The sequence below is a fragment of the Sinorhizobium kostiense genome (genome assembly GCF_017874595.1).
Lineage (GTDB): Bacteria > Pseudomonadota > Alphaproteobacteria > Rhizobiales > Rhizobiaceae > Sinorhizobium > Sinorhizobium kostiense.
In genome coordinates this window covers 448,842-473,344 of the sequence record NZ_JAGILA010000003.1, presented here as the reverse complement: position 1 = coordinate 473,344, position 24,503 = coordinate 448,842, and the positions used below count along the sequence as shown (strand labels likewise).

Below are 24,503 nucleotides of genomic sequence, written 5' to 3'. Positions count from 1 at the left end.
CTCATAATGCAGCGCCGCTAAGCTTTTCGTCAACAAGCAGGCTGGAGAGCCTGGACGGACGAAAGGATATCGCAGTGACGAAGCTCGCAACTGCCCACCATCGGCAAGCCGACGATGCCCCGGACTCTTCGATCTTCGACGAGGTCATCGACCGCAAGAACAGCAATTCGATGAAGTGGGCCTATGCCGAAAAACTGCTGTCGCCCGACGAAGCAGCCGCCGATCCCTTGCCGATGTGGGTCGCCGATACCGACTTCAAGGCGCCGCAAGCCGTCATCGATGCGCTTCACGAGGCCGTAGATCACGGTGTGTTCGGTTATCCGGGCGGCGCAACATCATCCTACCTCGATGCTGTCGTCGGCTGGCAGCAGCGGCGTTTCGGCTGGGACGTTGCCAAGGAGTGGATCCTCCAGACCTCGGGCATCATCACGACGCTGAAGACGGCGGTGCAGGCTTTTTCCGCGCCGGGTGACAGCGTCCTGATCCAGCCGCCGGTCTATGCACATTTCCACAACGACGTGCTGCTGAACGGCCGGCACCTCGCCTGCGCGCCTCTGGAATTCACAGGCGACGGTTACCTGTTCAACGAGAAGGCCTTTGAGGAGGCCATTCGTCCCAACACGAAGATCTTTATCCTCAGCCACCCGCATAATCCGACCGGCAATGTCTGGTCGGAGGACGAGTTGCGGACAATGGGCGAAATCTGCGCCCGCCACGGCGTGCTCGTGATTTCCGACGAGATCCACGAGGATCTGATCCTCAATCCGCAGAAGAAGCACATCCCCTTCGCGTCGCTCGGCGAAGAATTCGCTCAGAACAGCATCACCTGCACCGCGCCTAGCAAGACCTTCAATTTGCCCGGTCTGCAGAGCGCCAATGTCTTCGTGCCGAACAAGAAGCTCAGGGAGGAGTTGCGCCGCCAGTATGAGCGCAACGTCTTCGAACTGGTCAACGTGCTGGGGATGGTCGCGGCAGAAGCGGCATATGCGCATGGCGAGCCGTGGCTCGAGGAGATGCTCGATTATCTCAGGGCAAATCACGCGCATTTTGCCAGGACGGTCAACGAAGCCGATCCGCGCCTGAAGGTCCTGCCGACGGACTCCCTCTATCTCGCATGGATGGACTGCCGCGCTCTCGGCATGGATGCCGAAGCGCTCAACAAGTTCATGCTGACCAAGGCCCGCGTCTGGCTCGACAAGGGACAGAAGTTCGGGATCGAAGGCCATGGCTTCATGCGCGTGAATCTCGGCTGCCCGCGCGCGACAGTCGATGAGGCAATCCGGCGCATCACCTCCGCCGTCGCAGAAATCTAAGAGGAGGAACCGATGTCACAGACGATCCGGGGCCGCCTGGCTGAACTCAATCTCGAGCTGCCGGCGGCGGCCAAATCAGTCGCCAATTATCTGCCGGTCATGGCGAGCGGAAACCTCGTCCTGACCTCCGGCCAGCTGCCGCTCGCCGACGGCAAGTTGACCGCCACGGGGCTGCTTGGACGGGATCTCGACGTCGCCGCGGGAGCGCTCGCTGCCAGGCAATGCGCCTTGAACATTCTTGCTCAGGCCGAAGCTCATCTCGGCAGCCTCGAGAGGATTGCAAGGGTCGTCAAGATCACGGTCTTCGTGGCCTCGGCTCAGGAGTTCACGGAGCAACACCTCGTCGCCAACGGCGCTTCGGACCTGCTGGTCGCAGCCCTTGGCGACAACGGCAAGCATGCTCGTTCCGCCGTTGGGGTGGCGGCGCTGCCGATGAATGCACCGGTCGAGATCGAAGCGATCATCGAGATCGCTCACTAATCGTGACTGTCGGCGGCGTCGCCGACGGTCACGTCTATTCGGGAACTCAACCGATCCGGTTGGCGGGAAAAGGCAAAAGCCACCGCCGCCGGATCACAAACAGGGAGAATGCATATGAAATTGACGATTGCACTTGCCGCCGTGGCGGCGGCGACGCTGACATCAGGCATCGCGACGGCCGGAACGATGGCCGACATACAGGCGCGCGGCAAGCTGAACTGTGGTGTTACCGGCGGTCAGGCCGGTTTCTCGGCGCCCGACGCCTCCGGCGTGTGGCATGGCATGGATGTCGACTACTGCCGGGCGATCGCCGCAGCGGTGTTGAAGGATCCGAACGCGGTCAATTTCATTCCGACGACGGGGCAAACGCGTTTCACCGCGCTTGCCTCCGGTGAAATCGACATTCTCTCGCGCACCACGACGTGGACCTTCTCTCGTGACGTCGACCTCAAATTCACCTTCGCCGGCGTAAACTACTATGACGGCCAGGCGTTCATGGTGCCGAAATCGCTCGGCATCAAGAGCGCAAAGGATCTCGATGGCGCTACGGTCTGCATTCAGACCGGCACGACCACCGAGCTCAATCTCGCGGAATATTTCCGCAAGAACAACATGAAGTACGAACCGGTGCCGGTCGAAAACAATGCCGACGTCCAGCAGAAATATCTCGCCGGCGGCTGTGACGTCTATACGTCCGACGGCTCCGACCTCGCTTCCACCCGTTCGAGCTTCAAGAACCCTGAGCATCACATCATCCTTCCGGAAGTGATCTCGAAGGAACCTTTGGGTCCGCTGGTGCGCCAGGGCGACGATCAGTGGGCAGACGTCGCGCGCTGGACCCTGAACGCGTTGATATCAGCCGAAGAACTCGGAATCACCGCTGAGAACGTCGAGAAACTTTCCGCCGGCTCCGACAATCCGGACGTCAATCGCCTGCTGGGCAAGGAAGACAAGCTGGGCGAGATGCTGGGCCTCGACGCCGAGTGGGCAAAGCGTGCAATCGCAGCCGAGGGCAACTACGGAGAGATCTTTGCGAGGAACCTCGGCGACAAGACGCCGATTGCACTGCCTCGCGGCCTCAATGCGGTCTGGACTGACGGCGGACTGATGTACGGTCTGCCGCTTCGCTGAGGTGACCATCGGGCGCGGGCCAGTCCCGCGCCTTTCCTTTTCGTCCCGTTCACCTCTACCGCATCCGATTTCGTGCCGAAGGTCGCCGAGCGGCTCTTCAGGGAGATTACGCATGGCCACGAATAGCGGCGCTCCGCGCCAACCGCTTCGCCTCAACATGCTCTTCAACGATGCCCGCTACAGAGGCCGGACAGTCCAGGTCATAGCATTTTGCATCCTCGTTCTTTCCGCAGCCTGGCTCGTCGACAACACGATCCGCAATCTCGCGGCTCTCGGAAAAGACTTCTCGTTCAGCTTTCTGTGGAGCAAGGCCGGGTACGACATCGCACCGCATGCTATTGACTATTCGAGTACGAGCACCCATGGCCGCGCGGCCCTGGTCGGCCTCCTCAACACGCTGATCGTTGCAGCGATGGCTTGCGTCATGGCCACATTTCTCGGCGTGCTCGCCGGCGTTCTCCGGCTTTCCGACAATTGGATCGTTGCCCGGCTGATGACGGTCTATGTCGAGTGCTTCCGCAACATCCCGACGCTCCTCTGGATCATCGTCGTGGCTGCGGTCATGTCGGAGGCCATGCCGGCGCCGAACGCGTTTCGCGGCGAAAGCCCGACGGCCTCCATGCTGTTATGGGACAGTATTGCCGTTACCAATCGCGGCATCTATCTGCCCGTGCCGGATTTCTCACGAAGCCTCGGCCAAGCGCCCGGTGCCCTTGGATCCTTCGACCTCAACTACGCGGCAATCCTCGCCGTGCTCGCGCTTTCGCTTCTGGCACGTTGGGCTTTGTTGAAGCACGCGCAGCAGATCCAGAGTGCGACCGGCGAGCGACCCGTGACCTGGTGGAAGAGCTTGTGCATCTTGATCGCGCCAGTCGTAGTGCTGCTTTATGCGATCGGCTTTCACCTCGACTATCCCGCGCTGAAGGGCCTGAACTTCACAGGCGGTCTGCAGTTGCGCAATTCCTTCATCGCGCTCTGGATCGGTCTCAGTGTCTATACCGGCGCGTTCATCGCCGAAAATGTCCGCTCCGGCATTCTGGCGATCTCCCGCGGGCAATCGGAAGCCGCGCACGCTCTGGGGCTCTCGTCCGGCCGCACCATGCGTCTGGTGATCCTGCCGCAGGCACTCAGGATCATCGTTCCGCCGCTGATATCGCAATATCTCAACATCACCAAGAACACCTCGCTGGGCCTCGCCGTCGGCTACATGGACCTGCGCTCCACGCTCGGCGGCATCACCATCAACCAGACCGGCCGCGAGCTCGAGGGCATGCTCATGATGATGCTGATCTATGTCGCGATCAGCCTCACGATCTCCGGCGCCATGAACATCTACAACAATCGCGTCAGGCTGAAGGAGCGTTGAGATGAACATCCACAATGCCTCCTGGGTCCGCCAGGACATAATAGCCGCATCGCCACGACCGGCCGCCCAGGGCGGCGTCGCTGAATGGGCCAGAAAAAACCTCTTCAACGGCTGGCTCAGCACGCTTTTGACCGTCGCGTCCGTGACTATAGTCGTGTGGATGGCAATGGCGCTTGCGCCCTGGCTTTCAAACTCCATCTGGCGGGCGAACTCGCTTGCCGAATGTCGCCAGATCCTCGATGGCGCGTCCGGCGCCTGCTGGGGCGTCATTCGGGACCGCTGGCCGCAGCTTCTCTTCGGCTTCTATCCGCCGCACCTCTATTGGCGGCCCGTTCTGACATTCGCGCTGCTGATCGCAGCGCTCGCGCCGATCTTGTTCCGCGCAATTCCGCAACGGGCCCTCTGGTTCAGCGCCGTCTATCCCGGCTTCGCCTATTGGCTGATCTGGGGCGGCAGCCTGTGGTTCCCGGTCGCGGTCTATTGCGGCGTCGTGGTCGCAGCCGGGCTCCTCTATCTGACGGCCCGGGTTAGCCGTGGTCTCGCTGTCGCGAGTGCAACCGTTGGCGCGGCTCTATGGTGGACCTATGCGGTGCAGCTTGTCTCGGCACTTGCAGACGACGTGTTGCCGATCGCGCTTACTCCTGTCGCCTCGCGGGAGATCGGAGGATTCCTGCTCTCGATCATCATCGGGGTGACAGGTATTGCCCTGTCATTGCCGCTCGGGATTTTGCTCGCGCTCGGTCGTCGGTCGAGCCTGCCCCTCATTCATCTCCTGAGCGTCACCTTCATTGAGTTCATTCGCGGTGTTCCCCTGATCACGCTGCTGTTCACCGCCTCTCTGCTGCTCAACTATTTCCTGCCGCCGGGAACGAATTTCGACCTCATCCTGCGGGTGGTCATCATGGTGACGCTGTTTGCCAGCGCCTACATGGCCGAAGTCATTCGCGGCGGTCTCGCCGCTCTGCCACGCGGCCAATACGAGGCAGCGGAGGCTTTGGGACTCGACTACTGGAAGGCGCAGCGTCTGGTGATTCTGCCGCAGGCCCTGAAGATCTCCATTCCCGGGATCGTCAATTCCTTTATCGGTCTCTTCAAGGACACGACGCTCGTCATGTTCATCGGCTTGCTCGATCCAATCGCCCTTGCCGCGGCCATCCGCGCCAACACCGATTGGCAGGGAATCTATTGGGAACTCTTCATCTTCATCGGGGCGGTGTTTTTCGTCTTCTGCTTCGGCATGTCGCGTTACTCGATCCATCTCGAGCGCCGACTGAAGACCGACCACCGTTAGGAGGAATTCGCATGACCAAGACACTGATGAGCCAGGCATCCTCGCAGAACTACCGGTTCATGCTTCAAGACGTCGCCGTCGAGATCACAGGAATGAACAAGTGGTACGGTGAGTTCCACGTGCTGCGCGACATCAATCTCAAGGTGCGGCGCGGCGAACGCATCGTTATCTGCGGTCCCTCCGGCTCGGGTAAGTCGACGATGATCCGCTGCATCAACCGCCTCGAGGAACATCAATCCGGCAAGATCGTCGTTGACGGCATCGAACTGACCAGCGACCTTAAGAAGATCGACGAAGTGCGCCGCGAAGTCGGCATGGTGTTCCAGCACTTCAATCTCTTTCCGCACCTGACAATCCTGCAGAACTGCATGCTCGCCCCGGTCTGGGTCCGCAAGGTGCCGGAAAAGCAAGCGAGGGAACTGGCCATGCATTTCCTCGAGAAGGTGAAAATACCGGATCAAGCGCAGAAATATCCGGGCCAGCTTTCGGGCGGCCAGCAGCAGCGGGTGGCGATCGCGCGCTCGCTCTGCATGAAGCCGAAGATCATGCTGTTCGACGAGCCGACCTCGGCGCTCGATCCGGAGATGATCAAGGAGGTGCTCGACACGATGATCGCATTGGCCGAAGACGGCATGACGATGCTCTGCGTGACGCATGAGATGGGATTTGCCCAGGCCGTCGCCGACCGGGTGATCTTCATGGATCAAGGCCAGATCGTGGAGCAAAACGAACCGAAGGCATTCTTCAGTGCTCCGGCGTCCGAGCGCACGCGAAAGTTTCTTGGCCAAATCCTTGGGCGCTGAATTAGGGATCCGCGGGAATTTGCCGAGCATTATGAACTGTACTCATGCATCCATGAAAAAATGCCGCTTATTGGCATAGAAATCCCGTGATATCCCTCCCGGCTTACGTCCTGATCCGTCTTCGCGCCGTCTGCTCGCGCTGGAAAATCACGGAACAGGACGCAGCGAAGAAACGACGCTGCTTGGCCGGTTCAACCTCGAGCGACGATGCGAGGTAACGGGAGATGGAGAGAAACAATGACGGACGCAACCGCGCAACGGGAGAAGGTTATTCTTGCCTCCATCATGGCGGCGAACGCGAATCCCGGCTGGCTAACCAGCGATCGCGTCGAGGCGCTGACCGGCGGGCACGGCATGCTCAACATCCCGGTCGTCGCCGTCTGCAACGTCATTGCCACCGAGCTGCGCCGGGGTGTCAGTCCAGAGGTCAAATTTGCGGACGCCGTCCACCAGCCGATCGATGATCTGCTCGCCAAGACCGTAGCAGTCGCCAAGGCGGGGGGTGCCGATGGCGCAAACGCCGCGCTCATCGCGGCAGCCCTGCTCTACCTCTGCGGTGCAAATGCACAGGTCGGCATCCCGGCCGGCAACCGAAAGCTCGGCTCCTCGGCGCGCATGATCGCCGGCGTCAGCCGTTCTGGCCTTGCCGCCGTGCCCACCGCCAAGATGAACAACAAGATCTCGGGCTTTGCCGCGGTCGCCGCCGTCTATGAGGCGATGATGAAGGGCGAGCTTTCGCCGGTCCAGGGCCGCGATATTCCCGAAGGCGTCGGCGGCGGCGTCATGGTCGGCCATGGCGCGCTGGGCGAAGACATTATTTTTCCCGGCATGGCGGAACGGGGAGCGACCATCGGCACCAAGGCGATGATGGACGCCATGTCAGGTGCAGGAATGCCGAGCCAGAAATTCCTCTGCGCACTGTTTGGCGCTGCCGCGATCCTCGAAATCATTCACCCGGATGCCGATGTCGCGGAGGAATATGGCCCCTATGGCAAGGTGACAAGCGCCTTCGTCGCCGGTCGCGCCGCAGCGCGCACAGCGGGACTGCCGGACAAGCTCCATGTCCGCATCACCGGCAAGGAGATCGAGACCGCCAGGCTGATCGGCGACCTTGGCCTGATCCTCAAGGATATCGGTGGGCCGACGGTCATCGGCATTATGGCGCTCGACGAGATCATTTCCGTTTTCGAGGAAGGCATTTGCGGTGGCGGCGCCGGGCCGGTCAATCCCCCCCTCGGCCATATCTGCGGCGACGCTGTCATTGCCTTGATGTGCCTGCTTGAGGACGGCTCGACCGAACAGAGTGTCGCTCAGGCCCTGAGGGAACGGCGGCTCGGTTTCAGCTTCGATCCGGAGACGGCCATGGTGGCGATGAACATCGTCGCGCGCAAGGCGACGCAGATCTGCAATGGGCCGGTCACCGATGCCCTGATCATGTCTTCAACTCCGATGGTCACCAAGGCACTCTATGCGCGCGCCGCGCGCAGCTATGACGATCTCGAAGCCGGAAAGACTGTCGGCGAGATCGTCCGCGCCATGGACGAGGAGCGACAGTTGCTCGTCGAAACGCGAGGCTCCGAATTCCTGACCAAGGCCAAGGGCAAGACAATCAAGGTGCATTTCACCAAAATCAGCAAGGGCGCCCGCCGATCCAGCAAGATGGCGGCGCGCTGGCTCGCCTTCGACCCCGCGCTCGATGCCGAAGTGACGGTGGGCGAGGAGACGATCCACATGGAAGGCATCATCAACGCGGTCATCCCGGAGGTCGCCCAGGGTGTAGGCAAGGAGCGTGCGCCGTTCCTGACTGCGCTGGCGCCGATCGCCAGCGAATTGCTGCTCGCAGGCAATGTCATCATGAACGTGACCGTGCCGGCCGTCGTTGCGGCGGCCATGGGAAAGATGAGCGCATCCGATGCAGCAAGCGAGGCGCAGGCGGCCGGGCTGATTTCAGCGGGCATCCCCGGCACGAAAGCCAAGGCGGAAGCCGCGGCACGGGTCGCCATTGATACGATGGGACTCTGATGGCTAGCGACGTCATCCTCATCATGGCCCAGATCGACGACGCGCCGGGCGAATTGCTCGGCCATGTCATCGAGCAGATGACCGAGATGGGAGCCAAGAACGTGCAACTGCTCCCGAGCCTCGGCAAGAAGGGCCGCCCCTCCTATGTGCTCCTTGTCGATATCAAGGCGGAGGACGAACCCGATTTGGCCGCCCTCCTGGTCGGCGATCTCGGCATCTGGGGCTATCGTGTCCTGGAGTCCCGGCACAAGCATTTCGAAATACTTCGCTACAGGACCACGCTCGAGCTGCAATGGCGGGGAGGCGTCCGCCGTTTTCCGCTCCGCGTGAAACGAATCCTAAATGAAGGCGTCTTCATGCGGGCGAAAGCCGAGCATGATGATCTCGTTGCGATCTCGGAAGAGATGCAGCCGGAATTTCGAGTTTCGGTGGCCGTGCTGAAGGCTGCGATAGAAACTGCCCTCGGAGCAGGAGAACCGGGCGAAACGCTTTGCGTCGATATTGCCGGCTGGCTTCGAGAGCAATGACGAAGGAAGGCGGCCATGCATATCCATCTTGACGCGGTGGGCGGAATTGCCGGTGACATGTTCGTCGCCGCCATGCTGGACGCCTGGCCCGAATTCGCAGGTACGGTGCAGGAAAATCTGCGCATTGCCGGTCTCGAAAGCGATGTCCGGGCCGAGATGCTGCCGCATGACGACGGCGTGTTGACCGGCCACCGGTTCGATGTGACGAAATCGACGTCTGAACCTGTCGGCGACGCCGATGATCGTCGTTCCGAACATAGTCGTGATCATCATGCACACGAGCATGATCACCATCACCATGACCATGGCCATCATCATCACGTCCATAGCCAAGATCATGACCATCGCCATGACAGGCACGGTCACGACCACACCCATTGGCGGGAGCTGCGCGCCAAGCTCGCAGCAAGCGGGATTCCTGAAAACGTGAAAAGCACCGCCATCGGCATCTTTCAGGAACTGGCGGAGGCCGAGGCTGCGGTCCACGGAAAGAAGGTCGAGGATGTTGCCTTTCATGAGGTCGGCAACTGGGACTCGATTGCCGATATCGTTGCGGCGGCCACCATGATCGACGCGGTCCATCCTGAAAGCTGGTCGGTGGGCTCTCTTCCGCTCGGCCGCGGCTTCGTCGAAACCGCCCATGGCCGCCTGCCGGTACCGGCGCCGGCCACCACGCTGCTCCTCCGTGGCTTTGCCTTCCACGATGATGGCCGGCACGGCGAGCGGATCACGCCGACGGGAGCTGCGATCCTGCGCTTTCTGAAACCGGCGACCAGCATCGGACACAGGCCGCAGGTGCTGGATCGCACCGGGACCGGGTTCGGCACGCGCCGGTTTCCCGCAATGAGCAATGTCCTGCGCGTGCTGGCTTTTACCCCTGAAGCCGCCGAACAGGATCAGGTCGGGATCATCCAGTTCGAAATCGATGATCAGACGGGCGAGGAACTGGCCGTCGGAATCGACCGGATTCGCACCACCGAGGGCGTTATCGACGTGACGCAAACCCCGACCTTCGGAAAGAAGGGTCGGATGATGACCGCTATCCAAGTGTTGACCCGTCCCGAGGCCATGGATGCCATCACCGCTCAATGCTTCAGGCAGACAACCACGCTCGGCTTGCGAAGCCGCGTCGAAACACGCGTCATCCTGCCCCGGCAGGCGGTGAAAACGGAAAATGGCGTGCGGGTTAAAATCGCCGAACGCCCCGGCGGACCCACGGCAAAGGCCGAGATGGATGACGTCCGATCCCTCGACGACAGCCACAAGGCCCGCGCCGAACTGCGCCGAGACGCCGAAGAACAGGCATTGGAGGCGAAGAAATGATCGCGAGCGAAGCATTCATAGGTCGCCTCAATGCCGTATTCGACAGCGCCCGGCCGGCCGCCGTGGCCCTCTCCGGCGGCGTCGACAGCATGACGCTCGCCTATGTCGCACATCGGCGGATGGGCCAGGACGTGACCATGTTCCATGCCGCATCGGCTGCAGTTCCGTTAAACGCCACCGAACGGGTGAAGGCCTATGCCGATCGGCATGGCTGGAGCCTTCGCATCGTCGACGCGGGGGAATTTGCCGATGAACGTTATCTTGCCAATCCCTCGAACCGCTGCTTCTTCTGTAAGTCCAATCTCTATGGGACCTTGGCATCGCTGACCGATGCGCAGCTCTTCTCCGGCACCAATACCGACGATCTCGGCGACTGGAGGCCGGGCCTGAAGGCGGCTGAGGCCAACCGCGTCCGTCATCCCTTCGTCGAGGCGGGAATGGCCAAGGCCGATGTCCGCGCGCTGGCAGCCTACCATGGCCTTGCCGACCTTGCCGAACTGCCTTCGGCGCCCTGTCTTTCGAGCCGCATGGAAACGGCCCTGCGCATTGAATCTCACCTGCTGCGCGCGATCGATCAGGTTGAAACTCGTCTCAGGACGGAGCTCTCGCCGGAAACCGTGCGCTGCCGCGTCCGTCAGGCGGGCGTGGTGGTCGAGCTGGACGGCGAAGCCTTGTCCCGTCTTTCCGCCAGCCAGCGTGTGCAACTGACAGATCAGATCCGGTCTGCATTCGGAGAAGACCGCCCCGTCCATTTCGAAACCTACAAGCGCGGAAGCGCCTTTCTGCGGGAGCAGACGTAATGAGCGACGAGATCCAGCTGGATTTCCAGCGTCCTGAGCGCATCGGCTTCGATGAAGCCATCCTCTGCGCCCGCAAATCCGATGCCCAGCTCGCCGTCATCATGGAACGGGTCCTCGAACGCAACGGACGAAGCCTGCTGACACGACTCGAGCCGGACGTTTTTGCCCGGATTGCGCCCAACTACCTGGAGAAGCTCGACTATGATCCGGTTTCACGGACTGCCTACTTGAATTGGACGCCACCCCTCGATACTGAGTCTGCGCAAATTGCCGTCGTGTCCGCCGGCAGCTCCGACATGCCACAGGCCGCGGAAGCCATTCGCACGCTGGCCTATTTCGGCGCGCCGGCAAAGCAGTTCATCGATATCGGCGTGGCGGGTCTCTGGCGACTGCTCGAGCGCGTGGAGGAGTTGAAAACCTTTCCTGTGATCATCACCGTGGCAGGCATGGACGGCGCGCTTCCGAGCGTCCTGGGCGGGCTCGTCCCCGGCGTCATCATCTGCCTGCCGACATCGACGGGCTATGGCGTGTCGAACGGCGGGCAAACCGCTCTTCACGCAGCACTTGCATCCTGCGCGCCGGGCCTCGCGGTGGTCAATATCGACAACGGCTACGGTGCCGCCTGCGCCGCGTTCAGAGCTCTCAACATGATCCGCAGGGCTCGAACTGCACATGACTGAGCAAGGCTGGGTCCAGTGCATTCAAACGGTTTTGTGCAGGAGATCGCGGAATGCGTCGCATTTTCGATGACCGAACCAATGACGTAGGATCCAAGATCGCGATCGTCTTTGGTCTCCTGATCGTCGCCAATATCGCGGCCTGGACTTGGGCCTGGACGGCTTTCGCCGACAAGCCTGCCTTGCTCGGCATAGCATTCGTAGCCTATATGCTCGGCATTCGTCACGCTTTCGATGCGGACCATATCGCCGCAATCGACAATGTCGTCCGCAAGCTGACGCAGGAGGGAAAGCAGCCGTTTTCGGTGGGTCTCTTCTTCTCGCTCGGTCATTCCTCGGTCGTCGTGCTGGCGTCCCTCGCCATCGCTGCCACGGCCACTGCCATGCAGGGTGAGCTTGATGCATTTGGGACTGTGGGAGGCATCATCGGAACTTCCGTATCTGCGCTGTTCCTGCTGGCGCTCGGTCTCGTCAATCTGATCATCCTGAAGAACATCTGGGCGGCATTCTCTCGCGCACGACGCGGGGAACGGATTGTCGATGAGGACCTCGATGCCCTGCTTACAGGGCGAGGCCTGTTGGCGCGCTTCTTTCGCCGCACCTTCAGGATCGTTTCGCGCTCCTGGCACATGTATCCGGTTGGCTTCCTCTTCGGCCTCGGCTTCGACACCGCAACCGAGATCGGCCTGCTCGGCATTTCGGCGGCACAGGCATCCCAGGGAGCGGCTTTCTGGACGATCCTGATCTTCCCTGCATTGTTCACTGCGGGAATGTCGCTAATGGATACCGCGGACAGTACGTTGATGAGCGGCGCCTATGGCTGGGCCCTGATCAATCCGGTTCGCAAGCTCTGGTACAATCTGACGATCACGGCCGCCTCTGTGATCGTTGCCTTCTTCATAGGCGGCCTCGAAGGCCTCGCGCTGATCTCGGAGAAGCTGAATCTTCAGGGCAAGGCGTGGCAGGCCATCGCCACTTTCAACGATAGTCTCGGAAATCTCGGCTTCGCGGTCGTATGCATATTCATTGCGAGTTGGATCATCTCGACGGTGATCTATCGAGCGAAGGGATATGACCGAATTGTGCTGAGCCCCTCATAGGTGAGACAGCCGACACCGTCCGACATCATGCTGCTTGCAATCCGAGAGCAACACGACAGCAGTTAACGGCCTTTCATACTCATCTCTCCTTAATCGTTGTTTGACAAAGCCACGGCTTCGGAATGGGTCACCTTTGGGGCGCCATCGAAACAGGAGCTGACGAGGCGCCGCCACGCCTGGAAATCCTCGGAGTTGCGGAAGCCGACCATGTGGTCGTCGACCGTCTCCCATTTCACCAGCAGACGATAAACGCGCGGTGTCTCCACCACCCGATGCAGAGCCACGCCGTGGCAGCCTTTCGCTCTCAAGAACAGGGGCGCGGCCTGGGACACGCCCGCTTCGAAATGCGCCTCGCTGCCGGGCTTGACCGTAATTTCCGCGGCTTCAACAATCATGATTGTGTTCCCTGCTGGTGATGTTCCGCGTCGATGGGGCGCTCCTCCCCGGTCGCCATCATCGTCCGCGTCGCATCGATCGAGGCATAGATCCAGAAGATGCGCATCGGCTCGGTCTGGGACGCATTGATGAACCGATGGGGCACGTTTGCCGGGATCCAGGTCGTGTCGTTGGGTCCGAGCGGGTAGCGGACGCCGTCGATCTCGGCGATCGCCTGACCGTCGAGGATCATCACGCTCTCTTCGCAATTGTGCTTGTGGAGGCCGATCGAAGCCCCCGGGTCAAAGGCGGTAATCCCGTTGATCATGCTCGTCGAGCCGCATCTGCGCGTCACGAGCGGCGTCGTGCGGGCGCCGTTGCCACGATCGTTGCTCTTGAGCTCCTTAGGGCGGAGGATTGCTGGCTGGGTCATGCGGTGCTCCTCACTCGGGCGCTTTGGCGACAGGCTGGGCTGCTTTGGCCGGGCCGATCCAGACCGTCTTGATGTTGACGAACTCGCGGATGCCGTAGACACCGAGCTCGCGGCCATAGCCTGAACGCTTGATCCCGCCGAAGGGGTATCTGGGGTCGGAGGCGACCATGCCGTTGATGAAGACGGCGCCCGCGTCGATGTCGTGCGCAAGCCGGCGGGCGCGCTCCACGTCCCCGGTCCAGATCGCCGAGCCGAGACCGTATTCGGTCTGGTTGGCCAGCCGAACCGCTTCGTCGGCATCCTTGACGCGGATGACGGCGGCGACGGGACCGAAGGTCTCCTCACAGAACGCGGCCATCTCCGGACGTACATGGTCGAGCACGGTCGGAGGATAGAAATAGCCCGGCCGGTCCAGCGGCGCGCCGCCGAGCTTGAGTTCAGCACCCGCGGCAATCGTCTTTTCGACCTGTGCATGCAGGCCTGTCATCAGGTTTTCCCGCGCCATCGGACCGATATTTGTATCTCCCTCTGTGGGGTTCCCCACCTTCAGGTTTGCAACCTTCTCGCAGAACAGCGCGACGAAACGGTCGGCGATGCTTTCCTCCACGATGAAGCGCTTGGCGTTGACGCATGACTGCCCGACATTGATGTAGCGTGCCTTAACCGCGACGCTCGTCGCCTCTTCGAGATCGGCATCGGCAAGCACGATGAAGGGATCGGAGCCGCCGAGTTCCAGTACCTGCTTTTTCAGCGCCTTGCCGGCCTGCGACGCGACGATGGCGCCCACTTCCGTGGACCCCGTCAACGTGACGGCTGCAATCCTATCGTCGGCAATGATGCCGGCAACCTTGGCCGGCTCGATCAGCAGGGTGGCAAAAAGGCCCTCGGGGCAGCCTGCCTGGCGCATGATCTCCTCGATGGCGAGCGCACATTCCGGCACGTTGTTCGCGTGCTTCAGCACGGCGCCGTTCCCGGCGGCAAAGGCCGGCGCGGCGAAACGGAAAAATTGCCAGAACGGATAGTTCCAGGGCATGATGGCGAGCACGACACCAAGCGGGTCGAAGACGACGGCGCACTCGGTCGCGTTCGAGGCGATTGCCTCGTCGGCGAGGTGTTGCGCCGCGTGCTCGGCATAGAAGTCGCAGTTATAGGCGCATTTTTCGATTTCCGCCTCGGACTCGACGATCGGCTTGCCCATCTCGCGGGTGATCATCTCGGCATAGCGCGACTTGCCGGCACGCAGCACCCTGGCCATCGCGGCAAGCAGTCGAACCCGCTCTTCGACGGGCTTCTTGCGCCACGCCTTTTGCGCCTTGGCAGCGGCCGAAAGCGCTGCATCGACATAAGCGTCGTCGTGGAGTTCGTATCGGGCGAGTTCCTCGCCGGTGGCCGGGTTGGTGGTGACGATCATCGCCATTCTCCTACATTCGTTTTGCTTGAGTGAGGCCTCGCAGCGCGCGGCCATTTCGCGGCGTCAACGCAGGTCGCGGCTGCTCGTCAGCACGCCATCGGCATCGACATAGGCGTAGGCGCCAGGGGCAAAGGTCACCCCGCCGAACTGGACAGGGACGCCAGCCTTGCCGGCTCCGTCCTTCACGGACTTCTTTGGGGTCATGGAAAGGCAGAAGACGCCAACGTCCATGTCGTCGATCTCGGCACTGTCTCGGATGGAACCGTTGATGATGATGCCGGCCCAGCCGTTGTCGCGGAGGATCATCGCGATCTGGTCGCCGAGGAGCGCAACGCGGCTCGACGCGCCGCCATCGACGACCATCACCCTTCCCTCGCCCGGCTTTTGCAGCTCGGATTTCAGGAGCGCGTTATCCTCGAAGCATTTCACCGTCACGATCGGGCCGGAAAAGGATTTCCTCTTCCCGAGCTTCAGAAAAGGAAGATTGCAGAATTGAACATCGTCGCCATGGGCATCGACCAGATCCGCGGTCTTCATCCAAATGTCTCCTTCAATATGCGCCGAACACGGCTTTGAGTTCGTGAACGTTTTCGTCCGATAGCATTCGCTTCGGCGCTTCCTTCAGCAGGATGAGGAGCTTCGCCGTCTCTTCGAGCTCCTCGGCAGCGTAGACCGCCGTGGCTATGTCCCTGCCGGTGACGACCGGGCCGTGATTGGCAAGCAGCACGGCGGCGTAGCGGCCGGCGAGCTCGCGGATCATGTCGCCCATCTTCTCATCGCCCGGCTTGACGTAAGACAGCAGCTTCACCGCGCCGACCCGCATGACGACGTAGGGCGTCAATGGCGGAATGCAGTCACTGGGATCGATGCCGGTCAGGCACGACAGTGCCGTCGCAAAAGTCGAATGGAGATGGACGACTGCTCCGGTTTGCGGTCGGGTCTCGTAGAAAGCCCGATGGAGGAACACTTCCTTCGAAGGCTTGTCGCCTGAGATGTGATTGCCATTACGGTCAAGTTTCGAAAGCCGTGCCGGATCCAGAAATCCAAGGCAGGAGTTCGTCGGCGTCATGAGAATGCCGTCGTCGACTGCGGCACTGATATTGCCGGCCGAACCCACCGAAAATCCGCGGTCGAACAGCGACTTCGACAGGCGAACGATGTCCTCGCGCAATTTGCCTTCAGCGGTCATCGTCCTGCAAGCCTTTCCAGCGCCTTGGCGAAGAAATCCGGCGCTCCGAAATTGCCGGACTTGAGCGCTAGCGCTACGGGTTCATCTCCGTTCGAGAAAAGAACCGGAACGCCGGGATCGATCTCGGGCCCGATCGCCAGCGCCCCGATATCGAGCGCCGAAACCACTGCACCCGATGTCTCGCCTCCGGCGACAACGAGCCGGCGGATTCCGGCATCGATCAATTGCCGGGCAGTGTCGGCAAAGAGAGTGTCGAGGGTATGGGCAACCTTCTCACGGCCAAAGCGCGCCTGGATCGCCTGAACCTCGTCGGGGGTGCCGGAGGAATAGACGAGCGGCGCTCTCCCCAGGTTGGCGAGCAGGAACGAGATCAGGTCCGAGGTTGCGACCTTTCCGCTCATCACGCCTGCCACATCGATGGCTAGGGTCGGATGATCCTTCTTATGGATTTCGACCTGTTGCCGCGTGGCGCCGGAGCAACTGCCGGCGAGGATCGCCTCCGGTCCGTCGATGCCGACTGTCGCGGAACCCTCGCCCTTGGCCAGCCCCCGGGCAATGAAGTTTGCCGACAGGCCAATGGCTATCCCCGATCCCCCCGTAACAAGCCGGTGATCCGCGACCGCCTTGCCGATCGCGACGAGGTCGTCATCGGTGACCGCGTCGACGATGACGAGGACATGGTTTTCCTCACCATGTCTGCGCAAGGCCGCCTCGATCGCCGTGGGGCCAGCCTGAACGGCCGAGATGTCGACATGGCCGACATCCGAGACCGTCTGCAGCCGCAACCAGCGCCGGATATCGGCATCGGTCATCGGATTGAGCGGGTGGTTCTGAAGACCGGACTCGTTCAAGAGCCGGTCCTTCACGAAGAGATGCCCCTGATAGACCGTGCGTCCCGCCCCTGGGAATGCCGGGCAGGCGACGACACCCTTGACGCCGAGCGCTTCGGCAAGCGCCTCGGCGACCGGACCGATATTGCCTGCCGGCGTCGAATCGAAGGTCGAGCAATATTTGAAGACGATCTGCTGGCAACCCTGTTCGAGCAGCCATTGCAGCGCATCGATCGATTGCCTGACGGCCAGTCCAGCATCGATCGAGCGGCTTTTCAGCGCGACCACGCCGGCCTCGACCTCCGGGTCGGAAGCTGCACTCGGGACACCGAGATATTGCACCGTGCGAAGACCACCCTGCCCAGGCAGCCCCTTGACAATCGTATTGGCGATATCGCTCGCGCCGGTAAAATCGTCGGCAATGACCCCGAGTAGCATTCTTGTTTCTCTTTCCGTTCGTCGGCCCACGCTCAAAAGCCGTAAAGGCCGGCGGCATTCTCGACAAAGATCTTGCTTCGGGTCGGATCATCTCCCGCCCACTCGGCGCAAAGGTCCATCAGCAGCGCATCATCCGGCTTGCCGGACTTGCCGGGTGAAGGATGGGGCCAATCGGTGGCCCAGAGCACGCGGTCAGGTGCTAACGCCAGATAGGCCTTCGCCAAACCACCCATGTCCGCGTAGGTCGGCGGCCCGACCAGCGTGTCCTGATAGATGCTGGAGAGCTTGGTGTAGGCCTTGCCCTTTTCGAGCAGGTCGGCCACGACCTTGAAGGCCGGATGCTCTTTGCCGGCTGGTTGCGGGATTCGGCCGAGATGGTCGAAGACCGTGATGACCGGAAGGTTCTGGAACAGCCCGGCATGTTCTGCGATGCTGTCGCCCTTGATATGAACTTGGATATGCCAGCCGAGATCCGCAACGCGTTTCGCAAGCGGCTCGATCATGTCCACGGTCGTGGCGCCGGCTCTCGCGAGATTGAAGCGAATGCCACGAACGCCGGCGGCGTCGAGCCGCTTGAGTTCACCGTCGGTTACGGACGTGTCGACCACGGCTATTCCTCGCGCCGCATCCCCGAGCTCGGCCAAGGCTTCGAGCAGGCAGGAATTATCCGTTCCATAGGTGGAGGGCTGAACGATGACGCTGCGTTCGAAGCCAAGCCGCTCCTTGAGACGGTGATAATCGCTTACGCTCGCATCCTGAGGAACGAGGCTCGCATTGGCGGCCGCGGGAAACTTGCTGTTGTAGATGTGGAAATGCGCGTCGCAGGTCTTCGGTGGCGCCTTGAACTTCGGATGGGCACTCCCCGCCGAGAAGGGAACTTCCTGCGCAAAAGCATTGGCCGGTGAAAGGACCGCAGCAGCCGCCACCGCCATCCCTTGCAACATTTGCCTGCGTGTCAGATCTGCACTGCTCATTCAAGTCTCCTCCAGTTTGAACTGCTCGTCTGAAGATGCCCGCTTTCCGCCTAGGTCAGCAGGCGGCGAAGCTTGGCAACCGCCGCATCCGGGCTGGTCAGAACCGGGATAGGCGTGGCCGCCTGCACGGCCTCAAGCGCCCGCGCTGTCGAGAAATGCGCCAGCGTGATCGCGTCGAAGCCCTCGATCGTGGCTGCGGTCTCGGCTACCAAACGGTTGTGGGTCGCCTCGTCGCCAGCGCGGACCGCGTCAATGGCTCCGTCGACGAGAAAGCTTTCGATTTCGGCTGAAGGGCTCACTCGCGAAGCCTCTTCACGGAACTCGGCTTCCATCCCCTCCCGCGCCGGCGGGAAGGTGTAGAGCATGGCCGTACGGCCACCCTTGCGGATCGCGGCTTCGAACATTGCTTCGTTGGGCTTGAGAACGGGAATATCCAGTGTGCTCGCCGCCCGCTGGATAGCGGTGCCGAAGGACGAACAGGTGAAGAGGACCGCGTCGGAGCCGATCATGCGGGCGTACCTGGCCAGCGCCACGATACGATCGGACATTTGGTCAGTGATAGCGCCGTCTCTCGCTCTGTCTGGAGAAAGGCTATCTTCGAGGATGTTCACCCGCTCGGCCTCAGGCCAGCCGGCCTCGAAGGCGATCCCGATCGGATCGATTGCGATCGGCGTCGCGTGAACAAGCGCGATCCTTTTTCGTGACGTCATCTTGACTATCCTGGTTAGGAGGTGGCGGCCGCCCGGGAGGAAGGGCGGCCGCCGCTTGAGACCTTGCTACTGCTGGCCCGCCGAAAACACCCAGACGCTTTCAGGTGGAATGCGCGCCCAGACGGTTCCCGATTGCAGTTGCTTGGCCCCGTGCGCCTTGGCGACAAAATCTCCACGGCGCAGACGATATTCCCACCTGTCCCCGAGATAGATGCTGTCGTCGAGATTCATCTCGAGCCCGCCTGATTGCGGCTGGTCGCTGACGCTGATCTGCTCCACGCGGATGACCGCCCGCGCATCCTGCGAGGCGGCCAAGCCGGACGCCTCGCGTATGGTGCCATCGAGGCTCCAATTGTCGCCGCCGATAACGGCGCACTTGCCATCGATCGTCTTCACCTTCGCCTTGACGATATTGTTGGCCCCGAGGAAGTCGGCCGAATAAAAGCTGTTCGGGTTGGAATAGATCTCCTGCGGTCCGCCTTGCTGGACGATGCGACCGTCCTGCAGCAGGAGAATATTGTCAGCGGCGGCCAGCGCCTCACTTTGGTCGTGGGTAACGAGGATCGCACAGATTTCAAGATCCAGAATGAGCTTGCGGATCCAGTAGCGTGCCTCCTCGCGCAGCTTGGCATCGAGGTTGGAAAGCGGCTCGTCGAGCAGCAGTACGCGCGGCTCATAGACGAGCGCGCGGCAGATCGCGACGCGCTGCTGTTGCCCGCCGGAGAGCTGCGACGGGAAACGGTCGGCCAGATGACCGAGGCCCATGCGATCGAGGATCGCCTGCACCCGCTTTTCGATGTCGGCCGGCGCGACGCTTCGCAGTTTCAGCCCGTAGCCGACATTCTCCTTGACGGTCCGATGCGGCCAGAGTGCATAGGACTGGAAGACGAGGCCGATATTGCGCTGCTCCGGCGGAAGCGCCAGTTTCTTCTCGCCGTCGAGAACGGTCTTGCCGCCGATGACGATCTGACCGACTTCCGGCTGTTCAAGCCCGGCGACACAGCGCAGAAGCGTGGTCTTGCCGCTGCCCGACGCCCCGAGCAGCGCCACGATCGAGCCGCGCTGGGCGGTAAACGAGGCGCCTTTGAGGATCTGCAGGCCGCCGAGCCATTTCTGGACATTGCTGACAACGAGTTCAGTCATGGATTTTTGCTCCCAAACGGAGGGCGAGTGCGAGGCCTGCGCCCGTCAATACGATGCTGATGAGGGCGAGCGCGGCGATGGTGTTCATCGCGCCGGTCTGCAGGAGCGAGACCATCAGCGAGCCGATCACCTCGGTGCCGGCGCCCATGAGGTAGACACCCGTCGCATATTCGCGAAGGAAGATGATCATGATGAGCGCCCAGGCGCCGGCGAGGCCGGGACGGACGATCGGGATCACCACGTCCTTCCAGGTGCGGCCGATCGTGGCCCCGGTCGTCCGCGCCGACTCTTCAAGTTCCGGCGCGACCTGTATGAGCGTGCCTTGCAGCAACCTGAGGCCATAGGAGAGGCCGACGACCAAGTAGGCCACGAAGAGGCTGACCAGGGTCGGCCGCAGCGGCGTGAGGAACGGCACGAACAAGAAGACCCAGAAGAAGGCAAGACCGACGACCAGGCCCGGTAGAGCGCGTGGCAAGAGCACGATGTAATCGAGGATCGTGTTCGACATGCCCCAATTGCGATGGCCGGCAAGGCCGACTGCCAGATAGATCGCAACCGCGACCGCGCCGCCGACAACCGACAAAAGGATCGTGTTGACGATGCCGTTGTAGAGGCTCGGGACTTCCAGCATACGGCTGAAATTTGCGAGCGTCAGCTGGTCGAAAAGGCTCACGCCCTCACCCCAGGCATCGACGAAGGCACGCACCGTGATGCCGCCGATCGGCAGGGCGACGGAGACGAAGAGCCAAAGCCCGATAATCGAAAGGGCGATGATCTGGCCGCTCTTGCCGAGCTTGAGAGTGGAGACGCGCGCACCCTTTCCGCCCATCGCCGCATATTTGCGGGCATTGCGCAGCAGCTTGCGCTGCATCCAGACGAGCGGAAGCGTGATCAGCACCAACACCACGGCGACTACGGCCATCAGCTGATAGGTCGGCGTGCCGAACAAGGTGGTGAGCTTATAGATATAGGTGGTGAGAACCATGATGCCGTTCGGGTCGCCGAGCACCAGCGGAATGCCGAAGGTCTCGAAGCCGAGCAGGACGTTGAGTGCCGCCGCGAAGATCAGAGCCGGCAGCACCATGGGAAGGGTCACGTCGCGCGAAACCTGCCAGACGGAGGCACCGGTCGTGCGCGCGGCCTCCTCGAGATCGGAGGGAAGATTGCGCATCGCCGCGGAGACATAGAGATAGACATGCGGCACATGGCTCAGGCCGGCGATCAGGATCATGCCGGGCAGGCTGTAGATGTTCCAGGGAACGACGCCGATGATATCACGGATGAAAAGTGAAACGAAACCCGTCGGGCCGACCGAAACGGTGTAGCCGAAGGCGAGCACGATGGAAGAAATGAACATCGGCACCAGCACGAGGATTTCGAGCAGGCGCTTGGCCTTGATGTCAGTGCGGGTGATCAGGAAGGCAAGCAGGCCACCGAGCGGCACGGCGATCGCGACCATACCGAAGGAGAAGATCGCCGTCGTGCCGAGCGCCTTATAAAAATTCTTGTCGAAGAAGACATAGCGATAGGCGTCGAGACCAAACCTGGCACGCGGGCTGAAAAAGGCGGCGGTCAGGAAACTCTGGTATATGATCAGGCAGACGGGCGCCAGAACGGCGATTGCAAGCAGACCGATAACGATGCGCCTATAGAGGCTTGCATTGCCATGGCGGGGCATTCTCGCCGGATATTTCTTTTCGGCTGCGGCTTTTGAAAGCTCGACTGCGGCCGGTGCTTGAGCGTGGGTAGACATTCCTTGCCTCTCGCATGAAGGAGCAGAGCCGCGGCGCGATATCGCGCCGCGGACGGCGATGCATCAGCGGCCGAGCGCTGCCTTCCAGTCGTTGAGGAACTGGACGCGCTTCATCTGATCCATGTATTCGAGCACGCCTTCATCGACGGCGATCGGCTTCAGGCCCCCACCGACACGCTCATTGAGCGTCTTGATGTTGAGACCGGCGGTCACGTCTTCGCGGACGGACGGCAGGCCACCTTCCGCCAGGAGCGCCTGTCCCTCGGCCGACAGCATGTAGTCGACAAAGAGCTTTGCGGCGTTCGAATGCGGAGCATCCTTGGTGATCAAGGCCAGACGCGAGAAAGCCGGCGTATAATCCTTAGCGAAATGGACACCGAGGTTCGGGCTCTCCTTTACCCAATCGAGCGCGTAGGAACCGATGATGTTGATCGCGATGACGTTCTCGCCGGACACGACCGTTTCCTTCATGCCGCCTGAACTCGAATAGATCTTGGCACCGTCCTCGCCCATGGCCTTGGCGAGGTCCCAAAAGTCCTTGCGGTTGCGCGCGTCATTGGAGTGATGAAGGAAGCCGGAGCCGCTCTTTTCAGGATCGAAAGTCGCCACCTTGCCCTGCAGCATCGCCTTGTTGTCCCTCAGGAAGGTGATCATCTCAGCATAGGTCTTCGGCAGCTTGTCCTCCGACAGCGCCTTGGTGTTGTAGATCACGCCGATCGGCTCTACGGTCGTGGCATAAAGCGTGTTCTTGTAGTTCGCCCAGGCGGGCAACTTCGCTGCTTCAGGCGAAGCATATTCGACCCCATAACCGTCCTGGACCAGAGTCATCTGCAGATCCATCGCCGAGCTCCAGACGACGTCGGCCGTGGTTTGCCCGGCCGCCGCTTCGGAAATCACCTGATTATATGTGCCGTTGGTCCCAAGATCGTTATAGGCGATCTTGATCCCGTATTTCTTGGTGAAGCCGTCCTGCAGTTTTTGCGACTGCGCTGCATCCGTCGACGTGTAGACTGAGACGGTGCCCTCTTCCTTCGCCTTGGCGATCAAGTCGGCATAATCGGCCGGGTAGCCGGCAGGGACGTCCTGCGCCAGTGCAGGGACTGCAAATGCTGTGATGATGGCCGTGGTGACTGCGAAGGCTGTCGACCGGACGGTAATGTGCCTGTTCATTTCTGATCTCCCAAAATGCGCCCGGCTCCATTGCTCCTCCGGGCATGTGCGCGAGGGCTCGCGCCCTCACATCCTGCAATTTTGCACTTTGGATTTATAATACCCAAAGTGCAAAGGCTTAGGCGTTGGCCGCCTTCCGGTCGCCGCCGCGGTTTCGAACTGCCTTGGCGACAGCCGCGCCGAAGGCATCGGTATTGGTGGTGCCACCGAGATCGCGCGTGCGCGTCGCCGGATTCGCCAGCACCTCGTCGACCGCGCGCTCGATTTCCGCGCCGGCTGCCTCGAATTGTGGCAAGCCGCGCTGCTCGCCGAGCCAGCTCAGCATCATCGCCGCCGAGAGGATGAGCGATGTCGGGTTGGCGATATTTTTATTCTGGATGTCCGGCGCCGAGCCGTGCTGGGCTTGGGCGCAGACAAGGCCGGTTTCGGCATTGGCATTGATCGAGCCGGCAAGACCCAAGCTTCCCGAGAGCTCGCTGGCGAGGTCGGAAAGGATGTCGGAATAGAAATTGGTGGCGACGATCACGTCGAAGCGCGAGGGGTCGCGCACCAGATGCGCCGCCATGGCGTCGATGATGAACTCGTTGAGTGTGACCTCGGGGAATTCGGCTGCGACCTTGCGCACCTGCTTGAGGAACAGGCCGTCCGTCAGGATGAAATTGTTCGCCTTGTGGACCGCGGTAACCTTCTTGTTGCGCTTCATGGCAAGGAGAAAGGCCTGGCGGGCGATACGCTCACAAGCCGAAGCCGTGATCTTCCGGACAGACAGCGCGACGTCCGGCGTCGGCATGAATTCACCCGTGCCGGCATACATGTTGCGGTCGGGGTAAAAGCCCTCGGTCGCCTCGCGCATGATGACGAGGTCCATCTTCTTGGCGTCGTTCAGGAACGGACGGGAGCGTGCCGGGCGGACATTGGCGTAGAGATCGAGCTTGACACGGAAGCCGGCCGAGACGTTCACGCCGCCCTTGTCACGGGGCGGATAGTCCATGTGCGACTGGGGACCGAGAATGATGCCGTCGAAGGTGCGGGCAAGCTCGATCGTCTCGTCCCGGAGAGTCGAACCATGTTTTTCCAGGCTCGTGAAGCCCGTGTCCTCGAAATGGTATTCGAGGCCCAGATCGAAAGCCGCGTCCGTGGCCTTCATGACCTCCATTGTTGCCGCGGTGATTTCGGGACCGATCCCATCACACGGCGTCACGAATATTTTCATCTGACAAATCTCCCATGAGGCAACGACCGAC

Annotated in this window: 24 protein-coding genes; 12 read left to right on the top strand and 12 right to left on the bottom strand. The window is 61.4% G+C overall.

The features are described from left to right. The first annotated feature begins 74 nt into the window (after positions 1–74). From J2Z31_RS14925 to J2Z31_RS14870, 12 genes are all read left to right on the top strand, one after another. On the top strand, positions 75–1,313 hold the full coding sequence (locus tag J2Z31_RS14925) for a MalY/PatB family protein (RefSeq protein WP_028002859.1): 1,239 nt from the start codon (positions 75–77) through the stop codon (positions 1,311–1,313). Positions 1,314–1,325: 12 nt separating this feature from the next. Then, complete coding sequence (locus J2Z31_RS14920; protein WP_028002858.1) at positions 1,326–1,793, top strand: RidA family protein; 468 nt, start codon at positions 1,326–1,328, stop codon at positions 1,791–1,793. Positions 1,794–1,907: 114 nt separating this feature from the next. Continuing rightward, entirely contained in the window at positions 1,908–2,924 is a 1,017-nt protein-coding gene (locus J2Z31_RS14915; protein WP_028002857.1) for an amino acid ABC transporter substrate-binding protein, read from the top strand. Between the two features lie 112 nt (positions 2,925–3,036). Further along, positions 3,037–4,290, top strand: a complete 1,254-nt coding sequence (locus J2Z31_RS14910) for an amino acid ABC transporter permease (RefSeq protein WP_028002856.1) — start codon at positions 3,037–3,039, stop codon at positions 4,288–4,290. Position 4,291: 1 nt separating this feature from the next. Then, positions 4,292–5,581, top strand: coding sequence for an amino acid ABC transporter permease (locus J2Z31_RS14905; protein WP_033058307.1), 1,290 nt, complete (start codon positions 4,292–4,294; stop codon positions 5,579–5,581). A gap of 26 nt (positions 5,582–5,607) precedes the next feature. Further along, positions 5,608–6,384, top strand: a complete 777-nt coding sequence (locus J2Z31_RS14900; RefSeq protein ID WP_028002854.1) for an amino acid ABC transporter ATP-binding protein — start codon at positions 5,608–5,610, stop codon at positions 6,382–6,384. Between the two features lie 237 nt (positions 6,385–6,621). Continuing rightward, positions 6,622–8,406: a hypothetical protein gene (locus J2Z31_RS14895; protein ID WP_028002853.1), complete on the top strand. Its 1,785-nt coding sequence runs from the start codon at positions 6,622–6,624 to the stop codon at positions 8,404–8,406. Further along, entirely contained in the window at positions 8,406–8,933 is a 528-nt protein-coding gene (gene larC2, locus J2Z31_RS14890; protein WP_028002852.1) for a nickel pincer cofactor biosynthesis protein LarC2, read from the top strand. Before J2Z31_RS14895 ends, larC2 begins: the two co-directional genes overlap by 1 nt. A 15-nt stretch (positions 8,934–8,948) precedes the next feature. After that, on the top strand, positions 8,949–10,256 hold the full coding sequence (gene larC / locus J2Z31_RS14885) for a nickel pincer cofactor biosynthesis protein LarC (protein ID WP_028002851.1): 1,308 nt from the start codon (positions 8,949–8,951) through the stop codon (positions 10,254–10,256). Next, on the top strand, positions 10,253–11,056 hold the full coding sequence (locus J2Z31_RS14880) for an asparagine synthase-related protein (protein WP_050577642.1): 804 nt from the start codon (positions 10,253–10,255) through the stop codon (positions 11,054–11,056). Before larC ends, J2Z31_RS14880 begins: the two co-directional genes overlap by 4 nt. Continuing rightward, entirely contained in the window at positions 11,056–11,736 is a 681-nt protein-coding gene (gene larB, locus J2Z31_RS14875) for a nickel pincer cofactor biosynthesis protein LarB (protein ID WP_028002849.1), read from the top strand. The genes J2Z31_RS14880 and larB overlap by 1 nt, the downstream gene beginning before the upstream one ends. A gap of 50 nt (positions 11,737–11,786) precedes the next feature. Beyond that, positions 11,787–12,833 carry a HoxN/HupN/NixA family nickel/cobalt transporter gene (locus J2Z31_RS14870; RefSeq protein ID WP_028002848.1) on the top strand — a complete coding sequence of 349 codons (1,047 nt, stop codon included), beginning with the start codon at positions 11,787–11,789 and terminating at the stop codon, positions 12,831–12,833. 89 nt (positions 12,834–12,922) lie between these two features. Here J2Z31_RS14870 and J2Z31_RS14865 read toward each other — a convergent pair whose 3' ends face one another. The 12 genes from J2Z31_RS14865 to J2Z31_RS14810 form a co-directional block, all read right to left on the bottom strand. Next, on the bottom strand, positions 12,923–13,228 hold the full coding sequence (locus J2Z31_RS14865; RefSeq protein WP_028002847.1) for an antibiotic biosynthesis monooxygenase family protein: 306 nt from the start codon (positions 13,226–13,228) through the stop codon (positions 12,923–12,925). After that, a complete protein-coding gene (locus J2Z31_RS14860) occupies positions 13,225–13,641 on the bottom strand; it encodes a cupin domain-containing protein (RefSeq protein WP_028002846.1) in 417 nt (138 codons plus the stop codon). The genes J2Z31_RS14865 and J2Z31_RS14860 overlap by 4 nt, the downstream gene beginning before the upstream one ends. Before the next feature lie 10 nt (positions 13,642–13,651). After that, positions 13,652–15,052 carry an NAD-dependent succinate-semialdehyde dehydrogenase gene (locus J2Z31_RS14855; protein ID WP_028002845.1) on the bottom strand — a complete coding sequence of 467 codons (1,401 nt, stop codon included), beginning with the start codon at positions 15,050–15,052 and terminating at the stop codon, positions 13,652–13,654. Between the two features lie 63 nt (positions 15,053–15,115). Beyond that, positions 15,116–15,589: a ribonuclease E activity regulator RraA gene (gene rraA, locus J2Z31_RS14850; RefSeq protein ID WP_028002844.1), complete on the bottom strand. Its 474-nt coding sequence runs from the start codon at positions 15,587–15,589 to the stop codon at positions 15,116–15,118. A 13-nt stretch (positions 15,590–15,602) separates the two neighbouring features. Then, positions 15,603–16,241, bottom strand: coding sequence for a 3-oxo-tetronate 4-phosphate decarboxylase (gene otnC / locus J2Z31_RS14845; protein ID WP_028002843.1), 639 nt, complete (start codon positions 16,239–16,241; stop codon positions 15,603–15,605). Continuing rightward, positions 16,238–17,509: a 3-oxo-tetronate kinase gene (otnK, locus tag J2Z31_RS14840; RefSeq protein ID WP_209602399.1), complete on the bottom strand. Its 1,272-nt coding sequence runs from the start codon at positions 17,507–17,509 to the stop codon at positions 16,238–16,240. Before otnK ends, otnC begins: the two co-directional genes overlap by 4 nt. Positions 17,510–17,541: 32 nt before the next feature. After that, entirely contained in the window at positions 17,542–18,483 is a 942-nt protein-coding gene (locus tag J2Z31_RS14835) for an amidohydrolase family protein (protein ID WP_028002841.1), read from the bottom strand. Positions 18,484–18,533: 50 nt separating this feature from the next. Further along, entirely contained in the window at positions 18,534–19,193 is a 660-nt protein-coding gene (locus J2Z31_RS14830) for an aspartate/glutamate racemase family protein (RefSeq protein ID WP_028002840.1), read from the bottom strand. 66 nt (positions 19,194–19,259) lie between these two features. Next, a complete protein-coding gene (locus tag J2Z31_RS14825; RefSeq protein WP_028002839.1) occupies positions 19,260–20,336 on the bottom strand; it encodes an ABC transporter ATP-binding protein in 1,077 nt (358 codons plus the stop codon). Next, positions 20,329–22,089, bottom strand: coding sequence for an ABC transporter permease (locus J2Z31_RS14820; protein WP_028002838.1), 1,761 nt, complete (start codon positions 22,087–22,089; stop codon positions 20,329–20,331). Before J2Z31_RS14820 ends, J2Z31_RS14825 begins: the two co-directional genes overlap by 8 nt. A 63-nt stretch (positions 22,090–22,152) precedes the next feature. After that, positions 22,153–23,259, bottom strand: coding sequence for an ABC transporter substrate-binding protein (locus tag J2Z31_RS14815; protein ID WP_028002837.1), 1,107 nt, complete (start codon positions 23,257–23,259; stop codon positions 22,153–22,155). A gap of 118 nt (positions 23,260–23,377) precedes the next feature. Then, complete coding sequence (locus J2Z31_RS14810; RefSeq protein WP_028002836.1) at positions 23,378–24,472, bottom strand: isocitrate/isopropylmalate dehydrogenase family protein; 1,095 nt, start codon at positions 24,470–24,472, stop codon at positions 23,378–23,380. Positions 24,473–24,503 lie beyond the last annotated feature (31 nt).